Genomic DNA, 24,966 nt, shown 5'->3' with positions numbered 1-24,966 from the left:
GTTGTCATAAATCAGTTGTAGTTTTTACCAGCATAAATGACAAATGACTAATGACAATTAACTCTTCAGCTAATCGCTTTCACTCTGTAGGATTTGATATTGGGACTGAAGTCTTTGCAGTACCTGATTATCTACAGCTTCTTTAGCCATGCGAATAGCACTAAAAATTGAAGGCGCTTGAGAACTACCGTGACCGATAAAACAAATTCCGTCTACGCCTAAAAGTAAAGCACCTCCATGTTCGGCGTGATCCATGCGCTGTTTGACACGCTTGAGGTTGGGTTTTAAAATTGCCGTCCCGATTTGACCATGTAGTCCTTGGGGTAATTCTTCGCGCAGAATTTGTAGAATTACGCCTCCGACTGCTTCGGCAAATTTTAATACTACATTACCGACAAAGCCATCGCAGACAATGACATCAAACTCACCGGATAAAATATCACGCCCTTCAGCATTACCAGTAAAATTAATTTGGGTATTTTCCTTTAACATTTGGTGGGCGCGGAGAACGACTTCATTGCCCTTGGTGTCTTCTTCGCCGATATTCAATAAACCTATTTTGGGTTCTTCTGTTCCCAAAACATACTGACTATAAATCGACCCCATGACAGCAAACTGCTCTAAAAACTTAGGACGACAGTCTACATTAGCGCCGACATCAAGTATCAATACTGGCTTACCTGCTTTGATTGTCGGAAATACTGTGCCAATAGCTGGACGGTCAATTCCTGGCAATCTTCCTAAGCGGAGCAAAGCTGATGCCATTGCTGCTCCAGAGTGACCGGCAGAGAATACAGCATCTGCTTGCTGTTTTTTGACTAAATCCATTGCTACATTGATGGAGGCCTTGCGTTTGCGTCTGACTGCATTTAAAGGTTCCTCATCCATAGCGATCGCTTCCTCAGCAGAAACAATCTCTAAATCCACCATATTTGTTTTTGGCGGCATAGCAGCTTCAATTTTTTGGGGATCACCTACCAACAAGATTTTTACACCCAATTCTTCCCGCGCTCGCAGTGCGCCAGCGACGATTTCCTTGGGTGCGTGATCCCCTCCCATAGCGTCAATTGCGATCCTTACACCAGTCGATCCCATTGCTCCTAGCTCAAAGAAACCTTACAAATTTTATCAGATTGCAATACTTAAAACTTCAAAATTCCCAAAAAAGACAGAAGGAACTGGACTTTTTCTGCAACTAAGGGAATTAGGTAAACATTGTTGGCTCAAATTCCGCTTGTAAACGACTAAGTTGTTACGCTGCTAAATTTAATAATTTGTAGCCTATAGTCCTTGGAGTAAGGCTTTGAGGCAAAAAAGTAAATGCGTAACAGCTTATCAAACTGTTTTGTAGACAATGTTATTTATTAAGTAAAATTACTTAATAAATAAATAAAAATTTACTAATATCCCCAGGGTGAAATGAAAAATGAGATTCCCGACTTTTTTGATGAATCGGGAATATGAAAAATTTTATCAACTTCTGGGAGTTTGCGCGTCTAACCAAGTAATTAAATCAGATACTTCTGAAAAATCTAAAAATTCTTCTCCCAATATTTCTAATTGTTCAGTAGATAATAAGCGAATTCGTTCCATTATTGGCGAATCTATGACACCAAAACGGCGATTCAATTGACGATTCAAGAAACGGAAAGCCTCTTTTTGTTCTCCCTTTTGCAAAATATCCTGATAAATTACAGATTCTTGCATAATATCCTCGCTCAATAATTGACGAATTAGATTTTTCTCAAATCGTAAACCTGCTAAAATCTCTGTGTAAGCAGCGGTATTCTGTCTAGCTTCCACATTTGTAATTTTAGCAATTTCTCTGGCGACTTGTGATAATAACCCTGGTGCGGAATTTGTTTTTGTTAATGGCGCTAATGGAAGTAATGCGGGGTTATTGAGAAATAAAGCTGAATCTTGCTCCCACATTCTGATGACTCGATAGCGATGATTTGTCATTTCATCAATATAAGCCTCGGTAAAAGCGATTTCATTACTTGTTTCTTGCAAGAAAATCACCACTTGAGTAACAGGTAGATTATATTGTCTAACTAATCTGACAAAATAATCTAACATTCTTAATGGAATGGGAGTGTCTGATTTGGTATTGGTTTGAAATTCTAGATGTAGGATTCTGTTTTTCGTTTGCAGCAAAATAACAGAATCTGCGCGAATTGGTTCGATGCTGAGTTCGGTTTTTAAGACTTTGATTTTTTCGACTGTTTCCGGTAACAACCAGTTGGCAAAATCAAGGGGATATTTTTCAGCTAAGATTTTACAAACATTATCAAAACTCACGATTTACACCCTTTTTTGGCTGATAGTCAGTAATTCAATATTCAAGTTTTCTTTTACATCTTCTGGCGGTTCAAACATGATCTCAAAACCTCCGTTGGGTATAGTTCGACGCAAAAATCTTAAATGGTCTTCTGCATCTTGGCGGTTAGCAAAACGGGCGACGGTGTGAGATTGGGTAATTATTACAGTTCTGACTATGACCCAAGGATGATTTTGGGTAACAACTGGTTTTATCATGGTGAATGTCTCCTTTTGTTTGGGAGCCGGAAGTCAGAGGGAAGCGTCGGAAACTTATTTGCTGGCTTCTGACAATATTTGTAGTGGGCAGGGTATACCATCCAGTTCTGCGGGGATGATACCCGTGTAAATTAGGCTGTCTGCGTATACTTTGCCATGGGGGGAGAGTGAGAAGGCTTTCGGTTCGGTGTTTTGAATATTCATTTTACAATGTAGATTGTATATTGACAAAAATAAAACTTACATTGTAAAATGTCAACAGACAGATCCAAAAATTTTTTTGACTTCTAATCTCTCTCTATGTATTTGAATCCAGCCTGAACAGCAACTAAAGTTAGATATTTCGATGTAGCGAGGGTTGGCTGATAGGCGTTGTTTTCCCATTGGCTAACTGTTTGCTGATAGACTCCAAGTCTTTCTGCAAATTCTGCCTGTGTTAAACCCATGTGAAGACGCAGTGCTTTGATTAATTCGCCATTCCACAGTACAGTGTCACCTTTAACCTGAACTTGAAAGTTATTAGGAGGTTTGTAAAATTTTACTTGCTGCTGATCAAAATCAACATCTTCAACGCGATATCCTGCTTCTATCCAGGCAGAAGCTTGTAATGCGCCTTTGCTGCGATTACTCCACCATGATCGTTTATTTTTTGCTGAGTTAGGCAGAGTATCTTTGATTAAAGTCTCAATTTCAGCAAAAGAAAGGGTTATTTCATTTTGATCACTGCCACGCAAAAAATCTAGGAGTGGCTGGTATTTGCTACCCTCCTTCATGTCACTTCTTCTTCTCCTAAAATCATTAATCCTTAAGGGGTTTTAGCTTCAGTGACTGGGTTTTAGCTTCGGTATACATCTATTAAACCTAAAGCTTCTTTAAATATCGCCAAGAATTAAGGCAACTTTTTTAATTATATGTATGCAGGTTACACCTAAATAATATGCTATTTTGGGCGATTTCTACGGATTGCACGTTGATCTCGTTTCTATTCAGAGGCTAGGAATGCTATCAGAAAAGACTCTGCCTCTAAAATGTCACTCAAGGCAGAGCCTTTCATAATTCATTCCCATACAGAGTATGGGAACGAGAATAAACTAACTCAACACCCAACTAACTAAAGTTCTCACACCAAAACCGGTTGCACCTGCACCGTTGTAGCCATTTTCCTTATCAGCCCACACTGGCCCAGCAATATCTAAATGCGCCCAAGGGGTATCCTTAACAAACTGTTTGAGAAATAAAGCCGCAGTAATAGAACCACCATAACGAGGGCCGGTGTTTTTCATATCGGCAATTCCCGATTTCAAGCCATCAAAATATTTGTCTTCCATTGGCATCCTCCAAATCTTTTCGCCGCCAGCTTCAGAGGCTGTTTGCAGTTGGGAAGCTACAGCATCATCTGGTGTAAATAAGCCGGCAATATCGTCACCCAAAGCAACTACACAAGCACCAGTGAGAGTGGCTAAATCAACGATCGCATCTACTCCCAATTTATCAGCATAAACCAAGGCATCAGCCAGGGTTAAACGCCCTTCTGCATCGGTGTTGTTGACTTCGATTGTTTTGCCATTAGAAGCGGTTAAGATGTCTCCTGGGCGCATAGCGCGACCGCTAATCATGTTTTCCGTCACGGCAGAAATAAAGTGAACTTCCACATCTGGTTTTAACTGACCAATGGCTTTAGCTGCGCCGAGAGTAGCGGCTGCACCACCCATATCCATTTTCATGGTTTCGATGCCGCTACCTGCACCTTTAATGTTAAGTCCACCAGAATCAAAGGTTACACCTTTACCGATAATTGCTAATTTGCGTTTTGGTGTTCCTGCTGGTTTGTAGGTGAGGTGAATAAATTTTGGTGGTAAATCAGAGGCTTGGGCGACTCCTAAAAATGCACCCATACCTAGTTTTTCACATTCTTCTTTTTCCAAGATTTGGATTTCTAAACCGTAATCTTTAGCGATCGCGATCGCAGTTTCTGCCATAGTAATTGGTGTCACTGCATTCGCTGGGGCTGCTACTAACTGTCTAGCCAAAATTACCCCAGAAACAATTTGCTCTGCACGGGTAATAGCTGCTTCTTGTCCCCCTAATCCTAGTAAATCAATAGTTTCAATTTGGGGATTTTTGTCTTCTGGCTCTGATTTAAAGCGCGTATCTTGGTAAAGTGCTAGTTGTGTACCTTCAGCAATTGCTTGAGCCGTAGCAGTGGGATCATTGTTCCATACTGGTAAACTCATCGCTAGAGTTTTGGTTTTTTGCTTTTTAGCAGTTCGCGCCACTGTAGCTGCAACACGGCGTAAAGTTTCTAGTTTCAGCACCTCTGGTTTACCTAAGCCGACCAAAATCACCTTCCGCACTGGATGACCAGCACCTGCCCGCATCACAATGGTGCTATTGAGCTTACCAGTAAATTCTTCTTCAGCAATGAGTTCTTTTAAAATTCCGCCACATTTCTCATCTAGAGTCGCTAAATCACCTGTTAATTCTACTGCATCTTCAAATAAAGCGATCGCTAAAGTATCACCTGTCCAATCTAATAAAGCTGTATTTGTAGGTTGAATCGTCATTTTTGTAATGTTCTGTAAACTTTCCTTACTTGTACCAGTATTGCTCAAAATTTCCAGGGTGTGGGGACTGAAGTTTGAAACTAGCTTCTCCTGTTAAGATAATCCCTATTAGGGATTGAAACGAAGTTATTCTGTCAAAAATCCCCGATTGGGGATTAAAAACCTATGTTAAACCTCACAAACACCAAGTTGAGCTTTATTGCTAATAATTCTCTTGATGAAAATCAAGCCAAGAGAGAAATTGCTTATAGCATGGATTTATTAATTCCCGGACTGTACTTATGGCTACCAGGAATACATATTCGCATCGGTGGTGCTGTTCCCGACGATCAGCCTTATAGATATCCAGGTAAAATTCACAGTAATGCAGGAATATCTTTAGTATTACCTGGGTATAAAATATTTACAACTTTTTTGCACCATGACCGAAATCACAGCCAACTATGATGAAACCTGGAAAGAAGCAATAGGAGACTATTTTGAGTCATTTATAACTTTCTTTTATCCAGAACTTCATCAACAAATTGATTGGACAAAAAACCCCGTTTCTCTAGATAAAGAATTAGAACAAATTACCGCATCTGCGAAAACAAAAAATCGCCACGCTGATAAATTATTCCAAGTGTGGTTATTAGATAATCAAGAACTTTGGATATTAATTCATGTAGAAGTACAAAGTCAATATGACAAAGAATTTGCACAAAGGATGTTTATCTACAACTATCGAGCTTTTGATTTATATCAAAAACCAGTTGTTAGTTTAGCAATACTAGGAGATGAAACTAAAAGTTGGCGACCCAATTCTTACCAATATGGTTTAGGAAATAGTCAACTGCTTTTTAACTTTTCTATTGTGAAACTCCTAGATTATCAATGGGAAGACCTGGAGCAAAATAATAATGTTTTTGCTATAGTAGTAATGGCACATTTAAAGACCAAAGCCACTACGAGCAATTTATCAGCCAGAGAGCAGTGGAAATGGAATTTAGCCCGGTTACTTTATGAAAGAGGCTATAACCGTAAAGAAATTGCTGATTTGTATAAAGTCATTGATTTAATGATGGCTTTATCTGAAGAACTACAATCAAGTTTTGAAGAAAGATTAGCTAATTATCAGGAGGAAATAAAAATGCCCTTATTAACTAATATTGAAAGACGAGCGATAGAAAGAACTCAAAAGCAAGATATTATCAAACTATTGCAAGTCCGGTTTGGTAATATTCCAGAAAATCTAGTTGAAAAAATTAATCAGGTTGATGATACATCTTTGTCAGAAAAACTCCTGATATCAACAATTAGTGTTAATTCTTTGGAGGAATTTCAACAGTTAATTAACTCTAATTTGCCAGAACCAGAATAAAATTTTTAGTTGGTTTAGGAAAAAGTTAGAGATTTTATCTTCCCCTTTATTCGTAAGTATTCAGCTATCAGCGGTCAGCTTTTTAACGGTTACAGAAAAGATCACTATCCGATTATCTACCGATTGATCAAACATTCTGACTCATGACTCCTGACTCCTGAATTCTTACAGTTTCTACAAATTCATTATCTTTAAGAATTTCATACAGATTGACACTTTCTTCTAACAAACAGGCGTGTCCACTATCAGGAAGCATCACTATCTTGGGATTCGGTAAAATATTATCTAATCGTTCCACTTCACTCACAGAAGGTAACAAGCGATCGCTCCCCCCAGCAATAAGCAAAACCTGTTGCTTCAGTTGTCGCAATCTTTCCTCTTCCACTTGAAACTCCCGCAATAACGACAAACGCCAGTTTACCGTTTCTGCGGGGAGAGAACGCATCGTTCTGAGTAGTTCATGGCGATCGCTACTAGACATACGGGATAACGATGCTAAAAATGGTAATAATCCCAATGCACCAACATCATAAAACCATGACGGTACGAAGTCTGTTAGTTGCGATAAAGAGTTCAGCCAAGGACGCAGTTGAAACGCTGAAGCTGGATTAATCAAAATAATGCGTTTAAATAAATGTGGTGATTGGATAGCGACTTTCATAGCCAAACAACCACCAAAAGACTCCCCACATAAGTAAACTGGACGGTGACAGCTTTTTTCTAATTCCGCATGAATCAAGTCTAAAACGTTCTTTGTTAGCACCTCCCAGGTAGTGAGGTCTTGTCTGGGGATCGCCAAACAACGGACATCAAAGCCAATTTCTAGACCGGCAGTTTGCGATCGCAACAGTTGACCACTTCCATCCATTCCTGGTAAATAGACAAACAGCGGATATTTTGGTTGTATGCGTTTGGGAGTCAGGAAACAAGGTTTAAGTTCAACGTCTGCCATTTTACCAAGGTGTATATCTTTATTTATTGACCTTGTTTAACTCTACACTTTCACTTGCACTGATGGGGAGATGAAAAAATGGCAAGAAACAAAGTTGAGATTGGACATGAACACATACAATACAAAATCCTTTAATTCAATAATTTTAGCCTTTTGCCTCCAGCATAGCCACCTCAAACCACAAAAATCAACTTTTCTAGACAAAAAATAGCCAACTCTGAAACCATGATTACAGAATTAAGTAAAGTTTCAATGAATTATATAGAAATGAGTGAAAGCACTTCATCGACCCTTCATAAATTCACTCAAGATGATTAATAGATAATTGGAAATAGCTGACCGTAGCTTTAGCCATTTATCATGAAAATGTGAAGGGTATAATACACTTAATCTCCTGATGAGGCAAGCACCAAAGTTTACCTTTTTCAGGGAAGCTATTGCTACTAAAAAAACACTAAATCATGATAAATTTGCCCATCATACCAAATGAAAAAATCCTGCTGAAATATACTTTAAATAGCAAAATATCTGCATGAGAAATAATGCTAAATAGTAACAAAAAATATCTACCAATTAGTTAGACTTCTAGCTAATTAGTACCTTATTTCAGAAAAAATCGTAGTTTTTCTTGATATAATCTTTATATTTCTTTACTATAGCCTAGTCAGTCTATAGCTAATGCCAAGCTGCGCTATAAGCCAGAAATGTCTAAATTATAGAGGTTAGTGTATTTTCCATAACATCTATTTGTAACAATCACTGTAACAAACAGCTTTCACCATGATTATTAGCAACTACCATCCTAAAACTTGTAATAAATTAGCTGATTTTCTAAATATTACAAAAAAATTATGGAGTTGATAAATTTGCTAATATGAAATTGCTGCTGGAAAAAATAGCGGCAATGTTATATAATTGCTTGGTTTTGCGGGATTAACTAAGAAAACTGTATGAAGAAGAAATTCAGAATGCATAAGTGCTACTCCTGTAACTCATTAATTTTTTCTTGTTAATAATTTGTTTTTTTAATTTACATGACCCTAGTGAATAAAACAAAAAATACCTTTGTACTGACAACACCTTTATACTATGTAAACGATGTTCCTCATATTGGCAGTGCTTATACAACAATAGCTGCGGATGTAATAGCCAGGTTTCAACGCTTATTGGGAAATCAAGTACTGCTGATTACGGGTACAGATGAACATGGGCAAAAAATTCAGCGTACAGCAGAAAATTTAGGAAAAGCACCACAAGAATTTTGTGATGAAATAGTACCAAGTTTTCTGAACTTATGGCAAGTTCTGAATATTCAATACGATCGCTTTAGTCGCACTACCACGGCAAATCATCAAGCAATTGTCAAAGAATTTTTTCAGCAAGTTTGGGAAAACGGCGATATTTACCAAGGACAACAAAAAGGTTGGTACTGCGTATCCTGTGAAGAATTTAAAGAAGAAAGAGAACTGCTAGATGACAAACGTTGCCCCATACATACTACCAAGCCAGTAGAGTGGCGAGACGAGCAAAACTACTTTTTCCGTTTATCCAAATATCAAACCAAACTAGAGGAATTCTATCAGTCTAGACCAGATTTTATCCAGCCGGCAAGTCGGCGAAATGAAGTTCTCAACTTTGTGAGTCAAGGTTTACAAGACTTTTCGATTTCGCGGGTGAACTTAGATTGGGGTTTTCCAGTACCTGTAGATTCCAAACATACCCTTTATGTGTGGTTTGATGCCCTCTTGGGTTATGTCACCGCATTGTTAGAACCAGACGATCCAGAACCGACTTTAGCCAATGCCCTAAAAACCTGGTGGCCAATTAATCTCCACCTGATAGGTAAAGATATATTGCGCTTTCATGCAGTTTACTGGCCAGCAATGCTGATGTCAGCTAATTTACCCTTGCCAGAGCGAGTATTTGGGCATGGATTTTTGACTAAAGACGGTCAAAAAATGGGAAAAACTCTAGGTAATACCCTTGATCCAATCGCATTAGTCAAAAGCTATGGTAGTGATGCCGTTCGTTATTACTTCCTTAAGGAAATCGAATTTGGCAAAGATGGAGATTTTAATGAAATTAGGTTCATTAATGTTTTGAATGCAGATTTGGCAAATGATTTAGGTAATTTGTTAAATCGTACTTTGAACATGGTGCAAAAATACTGCGCTGGAAAAGTGCCTGCAATTGCTCCAGAAGTTATTCCGGTTGAGAATCCTTTGAAAGCGATTGGTTTACGTCTAGGGGAGCAAGTCAAACAAGCCTATGAGACACCAGCTTTCAGTGAAGCTTGTCTAGCTGTTCTTTCACTGGTACAAGCCAGCAACAAGTTTATTGATGAACAAGCTCCTTGGTCATTATATAAGCAAGGAAAACAGGAAGAAGTGGAAGCAGTGCTGTACACAGTTCTGGAATCTGTGAGACTAGCAGCTTATCTCCTATCTCCAATTATTCCTAATATCAGCAGTGATATTTATCAGCAACTAGGATGGGGCATAAACTTTAACAATCAACCAGAAAGTTCAATTGCTGCTCCTTTTACTAACCATGCAAAATGGGGCTTACTTTCAGATAAACAGCAGTTGGGTACACCCCAACCAATTTTTAAACGTATAGAACCACTAAAAAACGATTAGTACTTGCAATTTTTGATTCACTTTAAAGACTGAATCGGGGCTTAACTTATATTTAGCCCCGGAAAATTATCATAAGCCAATCTAAGAAGTATGTAAAAGTTATACCAAGAAAGAAAAATGATGGTGAAAAATGGGATGTACATAACCTAGATGCACAAAGCGATTCCCAATCAATTCGGATGATCAGCGTAGCTCCACAAAGTAGCACAGCAATCCCTAAGGGGAAGCAAGCTACACAGGGTAAACCCCCAAAATCGCGCTGCTTCACCAAAATCCAAAAAGGTATTAGTGATTTCTATCAAAAATAACAAGGATAAAAACTGAGGTATGAGAACGATGTTGAATAATTTGGAAAACGACTCAATATTTACACCAGAACAAGTTTTAGAAAATCGTGGTCGTGTAGCCATATTTATAGATGGCTCAAATTTATTTTATGCGGCTTTACAATTAGGAATTGAAATTGATTACACTAAGCTTTTATGCCGATTAACTGGGGGATCAAGGCTGTTGCGGGCTTTTTTCTATACTGGTGTAGATCGGACAAATGAGAAGCAACAGGGATTTTTGCTCTGGATGCGTCGCAATGGTTACCGAGTCATTGCTAAAGATTTGGTGCAACTGCCAGATGGCTCAAAAAAAGCTAACCTGGATGTAGAAATAGCTGTTGATATGATGGCTCTTGTTGATTCCTATGATACCGCAGTTTTAGTTAGCGGTGACGGCGATTTAGCTTATGCTGTAAATTCGGTCAGCTATCGGGGTGTCCGGGTCGAAGTGGTGAGTTTGCGATCGATGACTAGTGATAGCTTAATTAATGTGAGCGATCGCTATATTGATTTAGAAGCCATCAAAGAAGACATCCAAAAAACACCCCGTCAAAGCTATCCATATCGACCTTTATCTAGTATGGGTTTTTTGGATGAGCATCGAGATAGTGAAGGACATCTAGAAATTCCTGAATAATGCAACATCAAAAAGGCAGGACGAATGGAGGCAGAAAGTCACAACTTCCGGGGGGAAGTAAAACCAACTCCCCTCACTTCTATTCATGGTCAGGGGGAAAATTATGGGAGAATTTTAAATTGCCAAAAAATTGGTCTTACCTGCCTTTGACCTTATTTTTGGTCATCGGTTTATTTTCCTGTGGAACTCCATCTCCTACTAAACCAGATCCAGGGGATGCATCTAACCAAGATAGAGATAGTAAGTTGACTTTCTTTGGTGTAGCTTTAGAACAATTTGATGAAGTAGGCAGACCAATTTGGAAAGTTAAAGCTATTAGAGCAAAATATACCAAAGAAAAGGAAATTGGTGAGGCTGAAAATCCTGATGGCGAACTTTACCAAGATGGCAAAATAGTTTACACGATAAAAGCAGACAAAGCCGACATTCAGCAAGATGGTAAACAACTGTTGCTTAGAGGTAAAATTCTGGCTACAGATCCTCTTAATGGTGTAGTCTTGCAAGGTAATGAGTTAGAATGGCGACCCCAAGAAGATTTATTAATTGTTCGTAATCAGTTAAATGGTAATCATAAACAATTAAAAGCTACAGCCCAGGAAGCAAGAGTAAAAACCCGTGAACAACGGGTAGAATTTTCTGGAAAAGTAGTGGCAACTGCTAATGACCCACAATTGCAAATGCGAACCGAACATTTAATTTGGCAAGTCAAAGAAGAGAAATTAATTGGTAATCGTCCTATTGAAATTGACCGCTATAAAGACAATAAAATAACTGATCGTGGTCGAGGAAATGCAGCAGAAATTAATTTAAAAACAAAAGTTGCTACTATTCAACCAAAAGCCCAATTAGAGTTACTAGACCCATCTATGCAGATAACCAGTAACTCTATGACCTGGAACATTAAACAAGAAATTGTGAAAACAAATTCCCCTGTGCGTGTTTTTCACAAGACTGAAAATGTAACTGTAACTGGCAATCAAGGGGAGATGAAAATCCCACAAAAAACAGTTTATTTAACAGGCAATGTTAACGCAGTAGGGCAACGTCGTCAGTCTTTAAAATCAAATAAACTCACTTGGTATTTAGACAGAAAACTATTAGAAGCCCAAGGAAATATAGTTTATCGTCAAATTGACCCGCAATTAAATTTCACTGGTGAAACAGCTATTGGGAATCTACAAACAGAAAATATTGTTGTCAAAGGTGGCAGTTCCAAAGAGCGAGTGTTAACAGAAATTATTCCCCAAGATGGTAGTTATTAGGGTGATGGTATGTTGGGGAAGACAAATAAATTCTGACTCCTGTTGTATCTTTTTCCCGTTCCTCATCACTAGCTTCTATATAAAATCTCATTTCTCTGAACTGAACCTAATTTTGGTAATGACTGTGTAGCCGAGTGAGGAGTAAGGACAGTAGGAACACCAGCGGATGCTTGCAATTGTTTGACCAGATGTTGCAAAAGTTTATCTTGTTCGGCACGGAAACTTGACACATTGTTACCACGATTGATGATCGCAAACCAGACTAAACCGCGATCGCGTGTAGGCACAACTCCGGCTAAAGCACTCACATCGCTGAGAGTTCCTGTTTTCATCACAGTCGCAGCGGGCATATGTCTAGAGTTCATTGTCCCCCGGTGATCTAACCCAGACATAGGAAACAAATCACCTAAGGTCAGATTATAGGCAGAAGCTGCATTTTGTAGCGCCATGAACATGGCACATACTGCTCTAGGGGAAATACGATTTTCTCGTCCCAGTCCAGAACCGTTAATTAATTGAATTTCTGACTGGGGAACTCTGGCCAGGTTAGCAGCAGTAGCTTTAACTATATTTGCTCCACCCACCGACTCAGCTAACATTTCTGCCATATCGTTATTACTGTAAATATTCATCTCCTTAATGAGTTCCTTTAAGGGTAAAGAAAGATGACGTACCAGTAAAGTTTGTTTAGGGTTAGGCTGCGGTGCGACTTTAACCGTACCAGCAATCACAATTTGGGGTTTGGGTGTTCCCTTGGGCATGATTGAGTATTGGTAAATCACAGAACGATTCCACGTTTTATGATCTAGGGCTTGTTTGAGTAATTGACCAGCCAAGAGGGGATTGCGTTGAAAATTCATGGCGAAATTGCCAGTAATTACCAAGTTGCCCTTTACCTGCTTGATGCCAATTTTGTTGAGAGCATTAGCAAGAGCGATCGCTTCCTCACCCACAAACATCGGATCACCACTACCAGTAATCACCAAATCACCCTGAACAACCCCATTGACAATTGAGCCTGTAGTACTAACCAAAGTCTCAAATTGATGGTCTGGCCCCCAAGTTTTAAAAGCCGCTAGTGAAGTCGCTACCTTAGTTAAAGATGCTGCGGGTAGAGGGATTGTACCTTGGTGATTAGCCATCAGCATTGGCCCAGACTGCAACCAAATTCCCTGGTGCTTGATCAGATCTTGGGTTACTACCTTGGAGGTAATTAGGTCTTTGAGATATTCTTGTACACTCATAGCTCCTGCTGGGTTGGGATCAGGGGCAATGACAAAGCCCGGACTACTTTGCCAAGCCAATGCATCTAAAGCATTTAAAGGCTTGATCTTGACCCCAGCCATATCGAGCCAAAGTGAAACCAAACCTGAACCTAATAATTCCAGCATATTTAATTCCTCTATCTTTGTTCAGATGTCTGATATTGTTTTTTAGTTTGCAGAGAGATTTCTCGGTCGATCTGTAGCTTGTTTCCCTTTAGGTTATGCGATCGCGCCTTAAAACCGCATTTTTTATTGTTTAGATACTTGCCATCAGGAAAGCTCAATCATCGACAGCTTAACTATACAAGCTTTATTTACCCTCATCAGCATTGAGTCATAATAACTAGTGTTCTGCGTATTTGGAAGTAGGATGTATCACATTATTTAGATAATTACTCCATCTAAAATTAGAGTTAAATTAACCAAAAATTTCCAGGTTTATTTTTTAACTCCTTTGATTGCACGGATAATATTAAATCTCAAATTATTGCTCTTTGCCTGAATAAATATCTAGTGTAAAAAGGTTCACTTATCCTAGATCAAACCAGCTTTTTTCCCTAAGAACCCTCGTCATAGAGCCTATTTCCTTTCTGGATGTGCAGCTTCCTTAGCAGAAGGAATACACATTTCATTAATGACCGCAATCAGTTGATATAAACGACCCAAATCCCGTTGATTGAAGTATAAAACTAAACGGGGTAGCTCAGATGTTTCATCTTGACCCTCTTGAGGTAATATCTGACTTTTTTCAATTTTGCCTTTGACAAGAATATCACTGAAATTATCATTCAGTTGTTCTACTTTGGTATCCGATAAATCTTGTTTGAGACGAATTACTAACTGATCACCGACATAACGGCTAGAGTGATAAACCTGGTAAAACCGAGTAATAGCATTGCAAGCAACTTCCAAATTATCTGTAATCGTGTACAGACTAGGATCATCTGGACTAACCAGACCTTTTGCCACCAATTGATGATTGATATATTCGCTCCAAGAGCGCCAATAATCACCACCAGGAGGATCAATTAAAACTACAGGAACTGGGCCAAATTTACCTGTTTGGCTTAATGTGATACATTCAAAAGCTTCATCTTGAGTACCAAACCCACCAGGAAACAGAGCTACCGCATCACTTTCTTTGAGCAAAAACAGCTTGCGGGTAAAGAAATATTTAAAGTGAAGCAGTTTAGGATCACCATCAATAAAATGGTTGGCCTGCTGCTCAAATGGCAACTGAATATTTAAGCCAAAAGAATTGTCTCTTCCTGCGCCTTCTTGACCGGCTTGCATAATACCACCACCACCGCCTGTCATCACCATAAAGCCCAATTGAGAAACAGCACGAGCAAATTCAACTGCCATCTGGTATTCAGGTGTTTCTGGCGCTAAACGAGCAGAACCAAAGATAGTAACTTTGCGAACGTGTCGATAACCATAAAATAGTTGAAAACCTCCTTCCATATCGGCTAAAGCAGCAGATAATATTTTCCAATCAAGACGATCAATTTCATCATCAGCTAGACGCACTATGGTAGCAAGTGCCTGCTGAATAAACTGCCGATGTTTTAAAGTTGGTAGACGATCTATTAATTCAACAATATCGGCTTGGAGAGATTCTAATATTTCAAACGATGCAGATGAATTCATGAGAACTACCATAACAATGGCATTATATTTTATCTAAATTTTGTCTGTCATGTATCAATACCTTGATACTCTCCCATGCAAATTCTTGAATAAGCCAATACAAAATAGGGATGTATCCTCTGGAAAAGATACATCCTTAGCTGTTCAACATACCACTTTTGTGGAAAGAGTTTTTCAGAGACGCAAAATTTGCGCCTCTTAGCTTAAATAGTTGACAAATACAGGACTTACGCAAAACAGGATGGAAGTAGGGGTAATTCATGAATTACCCTTACGTAAGAATCAGCTTTTGAGTTCAATCTTGCGTAAGTCCTAAAATATTCACCTAAAACTAGAGTCAATGGATGACTCCAAAGAATTTTGTAACTTGATTGATCTCAAAGATACTTTTCTAGGGTTGTAGATAATGTAGTTTTAGGCACAGCACCTACAACCATATCCACCTTTTGTCCACCTTTAAAAATCATTAATGTGGGAATGCTGCGGATACCATACCGACCAGCAACTTGGGGATTTTCGTCCGTGTTGACTTTCACCACTTTTAGTTGGCCTTCGTACTGAGCAGCGATTTCCTCGACAACAGGAGCTACCATGCGGCAAGGACCGCACCAAGGGGCCCAAAAGTCAACTAAAACGGGTACATCACTTTGGAGTACGTCTTGATCAAAACTATCATCCGTAACACTTGCGGCTGCTGACATTCCTAAAAACCTTTGACTATTATATTTCTGAGTTTTGTGAAAATTCTACCATAGCAAAAACATCTGCTTGGGTGTAAAGAATGTACATTTGCAAAGAAGCTAGATAAGGAACCGCCCGAACAGTAGTCCGGGCGGAGTGTGGTGTGAGGAGTGAACGGAAACATGCGTCTCCGCTATCTCTATTGTAGGCGACAGATGAGATTTTTCCCGTGATTATTTAGGGTACTGGAAAAATTTCTTGGAGGCAGAAGGCAGAAGAAGCAGGGGAGATAAGGCAGGGGGCAGAGGCGAGGTGTTTTCCTCCTGCTCCCTTTCCTCTTTCCAATACTCAGTAACTTTCGTTATTTGCCCATGCCCAACTGTTGAGCTTTTTGGTAAACTTTCCCTTCAGTTAGTAGAGAAGGAGCAATGACAACTTCAACTTGTTGCATTTCTTGAATATTTTTAGCTCCTAATGTACCCATGCTAGTTTTTAAGGCTCCTAAAAGATTATGAGTACCGTCATCTAATCCCGCAGGGCCTATAAGTATTTGCTCTAGAGTACCAGTAGTACCAACGCGAATGCGAGTACCACGAGGCAATACTGGGCTAGGAGTTGCCATACCCCAGTGATAACCCCGTCCAGGGGCTTCAGCGGCTCTGGCAAAGGGAGAACCAATCATAACACCATCAGCACCGCAAGCGATACACTTACAAATGTCCCCACCTGTGATTAAACCACCGTCGGCAATGACTGGGATATACTTACCCGTTTCCCGATAATAATCATCTCGTGCTGCTGCACAATCTGCGATCGCAGTTGCTTGAGGTACACCCACACCCAACACCCCACGAGAAGTACAAGCAGCACCAGGCCCAATTCCAACCAATACCGCAGCGGCTCCGGCTTTCATCAAATCCAAAGTCACTTCATAGGTTACACAATTGCCCAGTGCCACAGGAATGGGCATAGAACGGCAAAATTCTGCTAAATCAAGCGGTATAACAGACTCCGGTGACAAATGGTCTGTAGAAACGACTGTCGCTTGGATAAAAAATAAATCAGCCCCAGCTTTGGCCACTACCTCACCAAATTTACTAGCACCTACTGGAGTAGCACTCACTGCCGCAATGCCACCTTGTTGTTTAATTTCCTGAATACGTTTTTCAATTAATTCCGGCTTTATTGGTTCGGCATAGAGTTCTTGCATGAGGGCCACAAATTCATCTTTCCCCACAGACGCAATCCGATCTAAAATCGGCTCTGGATCTGCATAGCGAGTTTGGACACCCTCTAAATTAATCACGCCCAAAGCCCCTAGCTGGGACAAACGCACAGCCATCTCTACATCGACAACACCATCCATTGCACTGGCAATAATAGGGATTTCTCGCTCAATATTGCCAATACGCCAGCTAGTATCTGCCAAACTCGGATCGAGTGTTTTGTTCCCAGGGACTAGAGCAATTTCATCAATTCCATATGCTCTACGAGCTATTTTTCCCCGCCCAAGTTGAATTTCCACGCTTTCACTTTTCTCAAATCTGTTTAAGCTAGGGTATCAAATTGTGGGGATGTTGGCAGGGATTTTTTTCTAGGAGACTAGGGATTGGGAAGACTAGGGACTGTAGCTGGAGATAAATTTTATCTTTTTCCTGCCCCCTATCCTCTAGCTCTTGAAAAATTATTATCTATTTTTTACCTTGTTCAGCACCTGTGTAACCAGTTGCTACCCACAAGATGGCTCTAACTCCATCACGAATAGATTTTTCAATAGGTTCCGGCGATGTTTCCGAGGGGACTGATATAGATTTAAACTCAATACCCCGACTCCCCAAAACAATCTCACCGATGACACAAGCACGACGCATATGAAAATCGGAAGTAATTAAATAAACGCTTTTAATGCCACGAGCTTGCAATTCATCTACCAACGTAGTAAAATTAGTAACCGTATCTACAGCTTCATAGTCCAAGTGTAAACGCCGGGGATCAACTCCTGCTTTAGTAAATACTTGTCTTGTATATCTAGGTGGACTACCTCCAGTAATCCATATTGGTATATCTGGGTGATCTTTTGCAAAATCCGCTGTGAATTTCTCCCTTTCTAAACGTCTAGTAGAACCGCCCAACACTAACATGGCTTGTGGATGTACAATCCGGTTTTGTACTTCCTTGTATCCCCACCACACCAAAATTGGTAAGATAAAAGATATAAGCCGTAAAGATTGACCCGTAAATAGTGGCTTATTCAAGGCTCTCTAGGTGTGTCTGCAAAGACCAGAATTTTTTCTAAAAATTATGTAGGATAAAAGACTTAGGTAAGATTTACCCAAATCAGGACTGGGAGTATTTTTATGTTCAGAAGGATTAAATCACGATATAGTTCTGATTACTCTCTTCGATGAACTATCCTAACCTAGATCGGACAAATCATGATAGGGGTTAAAACCCATTTATTTATTAAATTGTTTTTAGACAATGGCATCAAACAAGATTATGATTGTCGTTTTCTGTGATGTAAATTCTAATAATTTACGAAGTAGTTAAAATTATACTGCACACGGATGAAACCTATGGCAGGCTACGCTATCAGAATGACATTTTTAAACCATTTTTAATATATTGTTGCCATATTCTTTGACTCCTTTCTTTTTTAGTATCACATACTACTTGTAAAAGGTAGCAATTGAACTATCCAATAAATGACGTATTCATTACCTAATTTATATGATCCGGAAGCATTTTCTAGTAAAACTTCACGAAAATGCAAGGAAAAAATAAGCATTTTTTCAGTAGTTATGGTTCTAACTATTATTCCAACTATTATTTATATATACGGGACTGGTGCGACTTGAACGCACGACCTGACGCTTAGGAGGCGTCCGCTCTATCCAACTGAGCTACAACCCCAACTGTGAAGCATACATAATTATAGCAGTAGTTTTACAAAGATTGCCAAATATTCTCCCAACCGTCTCCACCTATTTCTAAACCACAAAGATGACTTTGTGCCTTGAGAATAATTTTAGATTTGCCTCCAGTAATTTCACGCAATTCTAAATCTAATTTTCCTTGCATGGTGTCTCGACAACAAAATGTTAAACCATCTGTTGTGGGTGCGCGTAAGGGTGTACCTGGTAAATCAGTAATTCCTGTCAGTTCAACCTCATATTTAGAGTTTTTGGCTTGCATTTGCCATTTTCCCCAAGGCTGAATTTCCCAGTTTACTTGTGAGTTCCAAGGAACGAATTCATAAAACTTGCCTTGGTAGTGTATACCAATCATGGCGACGGATTCCATCCACCACAAGACACCACGTTTTCCACCACCAGCAGTTAGTGCTAAATCAGGCTCGTTGTCAAAATAATTACAATTGAGCCAAAACCATTTTTGTGGAAAAGCACCACCCCAATTTTTCTCACTGTAAGCTGGTGCGTTGGTAAATTCGTATATTTTGCCATTCCAGTCTATCGAACCCGTGGCTAAACCATGAGCCATTAAAATTTGCCATCCCGGTTCAAATATCTGCGAAAATGATAGCCAACCGGCGGTTGATTGCTGAATGCTATTTTGATTACCCCAAGCATATACGGGCTTAATTTCATATTGCCATCGGCAATAATTACCCGTGGCAGGATCAGTAATTATGCCTTGGTTTAAGGTAGCAGTGGCTTGATAGCCTTCTTGAACATGATGCTCAAATTCTGTGGGAAGGAGATATAAGGGAGAAACCTGGACATTTGTTTTTCCCCAATGTCCTAAAGCTAAGACATCCCGACTCGCCCAAAATTTGTTGACATCAGGAAAGGTACGAAAGAGGTATTCATCATTTATACCCAGGATTTGGGCTGCACCGCCACTGTAAGGCTTACCACCTACGGGATCTTCGATGGAGTACATGAAGGCGAATGTTTGCCGAATTTCGGGCAATGTGACGCGATAATACCAGCCTTCAAAGAAGCGGCGGTTTGTACCGTCCCAATGGTAGCCGCTGTGGGGTGTTTGAGTTGAGTTGAGGAAGTTTTTGGGAATACTCAGCATAGATGCTTTTATTGTGCCTATTTTTCAGGATATGCGATGTCAGTTCGCTAAAAGCTGGCTATAAAAATTATCAATAATCTTCAGTAAACTTTATTAATGGTGCTTTAGCGATAGCGTAACGCACCCTACAAATACTGTCCTTCGGACTAAAAAATTGCCAGTAGAATCACATTTTATCTAAGGGTTGGCAGGATTTAAAAAGCTGAATCCAAATGGCAATAATGCTATTTACCCAAGTTGCTAGTTATAGGGAAAGCGATCGCATTCTCAAGGTAGCACCCACGATTGCAGATTTGCCAGGGGATGATGATGTCAGACTGCAATACATAACATAAGCTATTAAATATTAGATTATTAATACAATAAAGTAATAGCGGTACTACGTTTGGTTAAAGTTTTGTGATACATAAAAAAAATAAGCAAGGTTAGAATGTGGAAAATACATACAAGCCCTATCTTAATGAATCCTTTACTAAGCTCCACTCTGACGCTAACACACAATCAACTGAGCGCATTTTCTAGTTTAGACAGCTTTTGGCAGGTTTTTGATACCGCTTTTGGTACGCAATACAACCGTAGAATAGCGGAAATTCTTCGTTTACAGTGGCAAGCTGGTGATTTTAGTCAAATTCCGCAAATTGAGATTCTTGATAGCAGCATTCTTGGCAATGCTAATGGGGCTTATGCCAGTAGCACCAATAAGATTTATCTATCAGATACCTTTGTTGCAACAGCCACACCAGCAGCTATTAGTGCGCTTTTATTAGAAGAAATTGGACATTTTGTAGATAGTCAAATTAATCTGACGGATAGTGCCGGAGACGAAGGCGCAATTTTTGCTGAGTTAGTACAGGGTTATAGTCTAGATGATGCCACCTTACAAGCTTTACAAGCCGAAGATGATTCAGCAACCATTACTGTAAATGGGCAAACTATTCAGGTAGAACAGCAGAATTTCACCGGAACATCAGGTAGTGACAATATTACAGGAACCTCTGATGATGATGTCATTCAAGGCTTAGGTGGTAATGATACACTTTCTGGACAAGGTGGAAATGATCAATTATTTGGGGGAACAGGTTCTGATACCCTCACAGGTGGAACAGGACAAGATCAATTTGTCTTTGAATATTTCAATGGTTCTAGTATTGCCCAAGACTTAGATGTAGTCACTGATTTTGTGCAGGGAGAAGACAAAATTGACCTCAGAAATGTTGGTATTGCTGACTATCAGACACTCTCATATCTCATCAGTGATGATTCTCTAAGTAATGCCGTCATTGCTGCCCGCTATAACAACTCTTCTAGTTCCATTTATGGTTATAGATTGAGAATCAATGGTTTTAGTAGCAGTCAACTAGCAGCTACAGATTTTATTTTCAGCACATCTGTGGTTAATGATACCATCACAGGAACCAACAACAGTGATGATTTGTTTGGTGGTTTGGGTAACGATATTCTACAAGGTAGTGGAGGAAATGACCGTTTATTTGGTGAACAGGGAGATGATAGGTTTCTGGGAGGAACAGGTTCGGATAACTTCTATGGTGGCACAGGACTAGATACATTTGTCTTTGAATATTTCAATGGTTCTAGTATTGCCCAAGACCTAGATATAGTCAGTGATTTTGTCCAAGGACAAGACAAAATTGACCTCAGAACTGTTGGTATTGCTGACTATCAGACACTCTTAACTCTCATCAGTGATGATTCCCTAGGTAATGCCGTAATTGCTGCCCGCTACAACAACTCTTCTAATCCCATTTATGGCTATAAACTGAAAATCAATGGTTTTAGTAACAGTCAACTAGCAGCCACAGATTTTATTTTCAGCACATTAGTTGTTAATGACAATTTCACAGGAACTAATAACAGTGATGATTTGTTTGGTGGTCTGGGTAACGATACTCTACAAGGTAGTGGAGGTGATGATCGTTTATTTGGTGAACAGGGAGATGATAGATTCCTGGGAGGAACAGGTTCTGATACCCTCACAGGTGGAACAGGACTAGATCAATTTATCTTTGAATATTTCAATGGTTCTACTCTTTCCCAAGACTTAGATGTAGTCACTGATTTTGTCCAAGGAGAAGACAAAATTGACCTCAGAACTGTTGGTATTGCTGACTATCAGACACTCTTAACTCTCATCAGTGATGATTCCCTAGGTAATGCCGTAATTGCTGCCCGCTACAACAACTCTTCTAATCCCATTTATGGCTATAAACTGAAAATCAATGGTTTTAGTAGCAGTCAACTAGCAGCCACAGATTTTATTTTCAGCACATTAGTTGTTAATGACACCATCACAGGAACTAATAACAGTGATGATTTGTTTGGTGGTCTGGGTAACGATAATCTACAAGGTAGTGGAGGTGATGATCGTTTATTTGGTGAACAGGGAGATGATAGATTCCTGGGAGGAACAGGTTCTGATACCTTCTATGGTGGAACAGGACAAGATCAATTTGTCTTTGAATATTTCACTGGTTTTACTAATAGTCAAGATTTAGATGTAGTCACTGATTTTGTTAAAGGACAAGACAAAATTGATTTGAGAAATATTGGTATTGCTGACTATCAGACACTCTTAACTCTCATCAGTGATGATGTTCTAGGTAATGCTCTCATTACCACCCGTAAAAACAACTCTACTGGCGATTATAGAATGCAAATCGATGGTTTTAGTAGCAGTCAACTAGCAGCCACAGATTATATTCTCAGCACATCAGTTGTTAATGACACCATCACAGGAACTAATAACCGTGATGATTTGTTTGGTGGTTTGGGTAATGATACTCTGCAAGGTCAAAATGGCAATGACCGTTTATTCGGTGAACAGGGCGATGATAGGTTATTTGGGGGAATAGGTAATGACAGCCTTTATGGGGGTGAAGGAAGTGATACAGCAGTTTATTCAGGTACTCGTTCCCAATATCAAATTACCAGTAATGCAGGAGTATTCACAATTACCGATTCAGTAGCTAATCGTGATGGCATAGATACATTATATGGTGTCGAAAAAGTACAATTTTCTGATCAAATCATCACTATTGGTGATGTAGCATTACCAAGCATTACCCTAGCGGTATCTCCTGCCAGTGTTACCGAAGATGGAGCAGCCAATCTGGTTTACACCTTCACCCGCACAGGTAGCACCACAAACGCCTTAACTGTTAACTATAGCATTGGCGGCACAGCGGCTAATACCGACTACACGGGTGCAACACGTGGAACAGGAAAAACCATCACCTTTGCAGCTGGTTCCAGTACCGCAACTCTAATAATAGACCCCACCGCAGATACAACTGTTGAAGCTAATGAAACCGTGGCTTTAACTCTAGCTACAGGTACAGGTTACACCATTGGTACAACCGCTGCGGTAACGGGAACTATTACTAACGATGATGTAGCATTACCCAGCATTACCCTAGCTGTATCTCCTGCCAGCGTCACGGAAGATGGAACAGCAAACCTAATTTACACCTTCACTCGCAGCGGAGGTACTACCAATGCTTTAGTCGTCAACTATAGCATCGGTGGAACAGCAAGCAGCAACGACTACACAGGTGCAACACCAGGAACAGGTAAAACCATCACCTTTGCAGCTGGTTCCAGTACCACAACTCTAATAATAGACCCCACCGCAGATACAACTGTTGAAGCTAATGAAACCGTGGCTTTAACTCTAGCTACAGGTACAGGTTACACTATTGGTACAACTGCTGCGGTAAGCGGAACCATTACTAATGATGATGAAACATCATTTATAACTGTTAACCTCAGTGCTGACCAGACTATAGTCGAAGGTCAAACCAACCCCCAAAATGTCACTTATACCGTTACTCTTTCCGACACCAGCACCCAAACTATTACGGTGAACTATGCAACTGCTAACGGTACAGCTATAGCAGGTTCAGACTATACCAGCACAACAGGAACTTTAACCTTTAACCCAGGGGTAACAACTCAATCCATTATTATTCCCATTGTCAATGATGCCATTAATGAACCGAATGAAACCTTTACTGTGACGCTGAGTTCTCCCACTAATGCCAGTTTGGGGACTAAAGCCAGCGCCATTACAACCATTACTGATACTCTGAATGCCTCCACTACCACTACTTTAGCCGCAGGTATAGAAAACCTGACTTTAATAGGAACAACGGCTATTAATGGTAAAGGTAACGTCAACGATAACGTCCTCAGAGGTAATAGTGCTAATAACATTCTGACAGGTTTAAATGGTAACGATACTTATGCTTTTGTTGCCAATTCCGCTTTAGGGACAGATAGGGTTGTAGAAACAGCAACAGGTGGTATTGATACTCTTGACTTTACTGATACTACTGCTGCTGTCAAAGTAAATCTTGGTACAACTACTACACAGACTGTCAATAGTAATCTTAAACTCGTTCTTTCCGTGAATAATGTCATCGAAAACACCACAGGTGGTAACGGTAATGATCGTCTAACAGGTAATTCATTAAATAACCTGCTTGTTGGTGGTGATGGAAATGACCAACTGCAAGGTTTAGCAGGAAACGATACCCTATCGGGAGGTCATGGTGATGATGTTCTCACAGGAGGAGTTGGTGCTGATGAATATCGTTTCCAAGGAAATGGAGTTTTTAACACTAATTTAGGCGTTGATTTGATTACTGATTTTGCTGTTGGACAAGATAAAATTGCTTTGAGTAAAGCTACATTCACGGCCATTACTAATGCGGTCGGACAAGCATTAACCGATTTTGCAGTAGTTGCAAATGATGGGTTGGTAGATCCTAGTACTGCCCGCATTGTTTATAGTCAAGAAACTGGCAGTATTTTCTATAATCAAAATGGTAATGTTTTGAATGCAACAGCAGTGTTTGAGTTTGCTTATTTAAGTAATCCTGATATCACTCTCAGTAGCAGTGATTTTATTTTGATTGCTTAGTTTCCTGCTATCGGATTCCTATTTGATTTTTGAACAAAACTACGTGTTTTAGGGTGCATTAGGGATTTCATCCTAACGCACCCTACAAATAGTATAAATACTTAGG

The 24,966-nt window shown here is 39.7% G+C and carries 18 protein-coding genes, 1 tRNA gene and 1 pseudogene; 7 read left to right on the top strand and 13 right to left on the bottom strand.

What is annotated here, in order from left to right:
- Positions 1–69: 69 nt before the first annotated feature.
- The 5 genes from plsX to ACOWPH_RS19910 form a co-directional block, all read right to left on the bottom strand.
- Positions 70–1,095 (bottom strand): phosphate acyltransferase PlsX, encoded by a 1,026-nt coding sequence (gene plsX / locus ACOWPH_RS19930; protein WP_015217127.1) that lies wholly within the window; start codon positions 1,093–1,095, stop codon positions 70–72.
- A gap of 378 nt (positions 1,096–1,473) precedes the next feature.
- Positions 1,474–2,301 carry a DUF4351 domain-containing protein gene (locus ACOWPH_RS19925; protein WP_015217126.1) on the bottom strand — a complete coding sequence of 276 codons (828 nt, stop codon included), beginning with the start codon at positions 2,299–2,301 and terminating at the stop codon, positions 1,474–1,476.
- Between the two features lie 3 nt (positions 2,302–2,304).
- The gene (locus tag ACOWPH_RS19920; protein WP_015217125.1) at positions 2,305–2,538 is read right to left on the bottom strand and encodes a hypothetical protein; all 234 of its coding nucleotides are present in this window, start codon (positions 2,536–2,538) and stop codon (positions 2,305–2,307) included.
- A gap of 287 nt (positions 2,539–2,825) precedes the next feature.
- Positions 2,826–3,311 carry a helix-turn-helix domain-containing protein gene (locus tag ACOWPH_RS19915; RefSeq protein WP_015217124.1) on the bottom strand — a complete coding sequence of 162 codons (486 nt, stop codon included), beginning with the start codon at positions 3,309–3,311 and terminating at the stop codon, positions 2,826–2,828.
- Positions 3,312–3,629: 318 nt separating this feature from the next.
- The gene (locus ACOWPH_RS19910; RefSeq protein ID WP_015217123.1) at positions 3,630–5,102 is read right to left on the bottom strand and encodes a leucyl aminopeptidase; all 1,473 of its coding nucleotides are present in this window, start codon (positions 5,100–5,102) and stop codon (positions 3,630–3,632) included.
- A gap of 165 nt (positions 5,103–5,267) precedes the next feature.
- Between ACOWPH_RS19910 and ACOWPH_RS19905 the strand changes: the two genes are divergently transcribed.
- Positions 5,268–5,549: a hypothetical protein gene (locus tag ACOWPH_RS19905; protein WP_015217122.1), complete on the top strand. Its 282-nt coding sequence runs from the start codon at positions 5,268–5,270 to the stop codon at positions 5,547–5,549.
- Positions 5,524–6,462, top strand: a complete 939-nt coding sequence (locus tag ACOWPH_RS19900) for an Rpn family recombination-promoting nuclease/putative transposase (protein ID WP_015217121.1) — start codon at positions 5,524–5,526, stop codon at positions 6,460–6,462. The genes ACOWPH_RS19905 and ACOWPH_RS19900 overlap by 26 nt, the downstream gene beginning before the upstream one ends.
- Positions 6,463–6,589: 127 nt before the next feature.
- Here the strand turns inward: ACOWPH_RS19900 and ACOWPH_RS19895 are convergent, their stop codons facing one another.
- A complete protein-coding gene (locus tag ACOWPH_RS19895) occupies positions 6,590–7,414 on the bottom strand; it encodes an alpha/beta fold hydrolase (protein ID WP_015217120.1) in 825 nt (274 codons plus the stop codon).
- Positions 7,415–8,448: 1,034 nt separating this feature from the next.
- Between ACOWPH_RS19895 and metG the strand changes: the two genes are divergently transcribed.
- From metG to lptC, 3 genes are all read left to right on the top strand, one after another.
- Positions 8,449–10,053 carry a methionine--tRNA ligase gene (gene metG / locus ACOWPH_RS19890; RefSeq protein WP_015217119.1) on the top strand — a complete coding sequence of 535 codons (1,605 nt, stop codon included), beginning with the start codon at positions 8,449–8,451 and terminating at the stop codon, positions 10,051–10,053.
- Positions 10,054–10,389: 336 nt separating this feature from the next.
- Entirely contained in the window at positions 10,390–11,019 is a 630-nt protein-coding gene (locus tag ACOWPH_RS19885; RefSeq protein ID WP_015217118.1) for an NYN domain-containing protein, read from the top strand.
- Complete coding sequence (gene lptC, locus ACOWPH_RS19880; RefSeq protein WP_015217117.1) at positions 11,019–12,281, top strand: LPS export ABC transporter periplasmic protein LptC; 1,263 nt, start codon at positions 11,019–11,021, stop codon at positions 12,279–12,281. The genes ACOWPH_RS19885 and lptC overlap by 1 nt, the downstream gene beginning before the upstream one ends.
- A 68-nt stretch (positions 12,282–12,349) precedes the next feature.
- Here the strand turns inward: lptC and ACOWPH_RS19875 are convergent, their stop codons facing one another.
- The 7 genes and pseudogenes from ACOWPH_RS19875 to ACOWPH_RS19845 all read right to left on the bottom strand — a co-directional run bounded on the left by ACOWPH_RS19875 (position 12,350) and on the right by ACOWPH_RS19845 (position 19,921).
- A complete protein-coding gene (locus ACOWPH_RS19875) occupies positions 12,350–13,672 on the bottom strand; it encodes a D-alanyl-D-alanine carboxypeptidase (protein ID WP_015217116.1) in 1,323 nt (440 codons plus the stop codon).
- 453 nt (positions 13,673–14,125) lie between these two features.
- Positions 14,126–15,196, bottom strand: a complete 1,071-nt coding sequence (locus tag ACOWPH_RS19870; RefSeq protein WP_042465451.1) for an LOG family protein — start codon at positions 15,194–15,196, stop codon at positions 14,126–14,128.
- A 377-nt stretch (positions 15,197–15,573) separates the two neighbouring features.
- Positions 15,574–15,918 (bottom strand): annotated as a pseudogene (gene trxA, locus ACOWPH_RS19865) (thioredoxin); the annotation flags it as partial.
- Positions 15,919–16,238: 320 nt separating this feature from the next.
- A complete protein-coding gene (locus ACOWPH_RS19860; RefSeq protein WP_015217113.1) occupies positions 16,239–17,402 on the bottom strand; it encodes a GuaB3 family IMP dehydrogenase-related protein in 1,164 nt (387 codons plus the stop codon).
- Positions 17,403–17,568: 166 nt separating this feature from the next.
- On the bottom strand, positions 17,569–18,132 hold the full coding sequence (locus ACOWPH_RS19855) for a YdcF family protein (RefSeq protein ID WP_015217112.1): 564 nt from the start codon (positions 18,130–18,132) through the stop codon (positions 17,569–17,571).
- A 584-nt stretch (positions 18,133–18,716) separates the two neighbouring features.
- Positions 18,717–18,790, bottom strand: a tRNA-Arg gene (locus tag ACOWPH_RS19850).
- 33 nt (positions 18,791–18,823) lie between these two features.
- Positions 18,824–19,921, bottom strand: coding sequence for a tocopherol cyclase family protein (locus ACOWPH_RS19845; protein WP_015217110.1), 1,098 nt, complete (start codon positions 19,919–19,921; stop codon positions 18,824–18,826).
- A gap of 212 nt (positions 19,922–20,133) precedes the next feature.
- Here ACOWPH_RS19845 and ACOWPH_RS19840 point away from each other — a divergent pair, with 212 nt between their 5' ends.
- Together ACOWPH_RS19840 and ACOWPH_RS19835 are read left to right on the top strand one after the other, a co-directional pair.
- The gene (locus ACOWPH_RS19840) at positions 20,134–20,256 is read left to right on the top strand and encodes a hypothetical protein (protein ID WP_150111053.1); all 123 of its coding nucleotides are present in this window, start codon (positions 20,134–20,136) and stop codon (positions 20,254–20,256) included.
- Positions 20,257–20,381: 125 nt separating this feature from the next.
- Entirely contained in the window at positions 20,382–24,860 is a 4,479-nt protein-coding gene (locus ACOWPH_RS19835) for a beta strand repeat-containing protein (RefSeq protein ID WP_150111052.1), read from the top strand.
- Positions 24,861–24,966: the final 106 nt, after the last annotated feature.

This window comes from Anabaena sp. PCC 7938 (assembly GCF_049315035.1).
In the GTDB taxonomy this organism is placed as follows: Bacteria; Cyanobacteriota; Cyanobacteriia; order Cyanobacteriales; family Nostocaceae; genus Anabaena; species Anabaena cylindrica.
The sequence above is the reverse complement of the archived record's forward strand: the minus strand, read 5'-3'. Positions and strand labels throughout refer to the sequence as shown.

Excerpts from the sequence above, each read along its gene's own strand:
- plsX (WP_015217127.1), bottom strand. The coding sequence starts at position 1,095 with ATGGGATCGACTGGTGTAAGGATCGCAATTGACGCTATGGGAGGGGAT.
- ACOWPH_RS19920 (WP_015217125.1), bottom strand. The coding sequence starts at position 2,538 with ATGATAAAACCAGTTGTTACCCAAAATCATCCTTGGGTCATAGTCAGA.
- ACOWPH_RS19915 (WP_015217124.1), bottom strand. The coding sequence starts at position 3,311 with ATGAAGGAGGGTAGCAAATACCAGCCACTCCTAGATTTTTTGCGTGGC.
- ACOWPH_RS19910 (WP_015217123.1), bottom strand. The coding sequence starts at position 5,102 with ATGACGATTCAACCTACAAATACAGCTTTATTAGATTGGACAGGTGAT.
- ACOWPH_RS19905 (WP_015217122.1), top strand. The coding sequence starts at position 5,268 with ATGTTAAACCTCACAAACACCAAGTTGAGCTTTATTGCTAATAATTCT.
- ACOWPH_RS19900 (WP_015217121.1), top strand. The coding sequence starts at position 5,524 with ATGACCGAAATCACAGCCAACTATGATGAAACCTGGAAAGAAGCAATA.
- ACOWPH_RS19895 (WP_015217120.1), bottom strand. The coding sequence starts at position 7,414 with ATGGCAGACGTTGAACTTAAACCTTGTTTCCTGACTCCCAAACGCATA.
- metG (WP_015217119.1), top strand. The coding sequence starts at position 8,449 with ATGACCCTAGTGAATAAAACAAAAAATACCTTTGTACTGACAACACCT.
- ACOWPH_RS19885 (WP_015217118.1), top strand. The coding sequence starts at position 10,390 with ATGTTGAATAATTTGGAAAACGACTCAATATTTACACCAGAACAAGTT.
- lptC (WP_015217117.1), top strand. The coding sequence starts at position 11,019 with ATGCAACATCAAAAAGGCAGGACGAATGGAGGCAGAAAGTCACAACTT.
- ACOWPH_RS19875 (WP_015217116.1), bottom strand. The coding sequence starts at position 13,672 with ATGCTGGAATTATTAGGTTCAGGTTTGGTTTCACTTTGGCTCGATATG.
- ACOWPH_RS19870 (WP_042465451.1), bottom strand. The coding sequence starts at position 15,196 with ATGAATTCATCTGCATCGTTTGAAATATTAGAATCTCTCCAAGCCGAT.
- ACOWPH_RS19845 (WP_015217110.1), bottom strand. The coding sequence starts at position 19,921 with ATGCTGAGTATTCCCAAAAACTTCCTCAACTCAACTCAAACACCCCAC.
- ACOWPH_RS19840 (WP_150111053.1), top strand. The coding sequence starts at position 20,134 with ATGGCAATAATGCTATTTACCCAAGTTGCTAGTTATAGGGAAAGCGAT.
- ACOWPH_RS19835 (WP_150111052.1), top strand. The coding sequence starts at position 20,382 with ATGAATCCTTTACTAAGCTCCACTCTGACGCTAACACACAATCAACTG.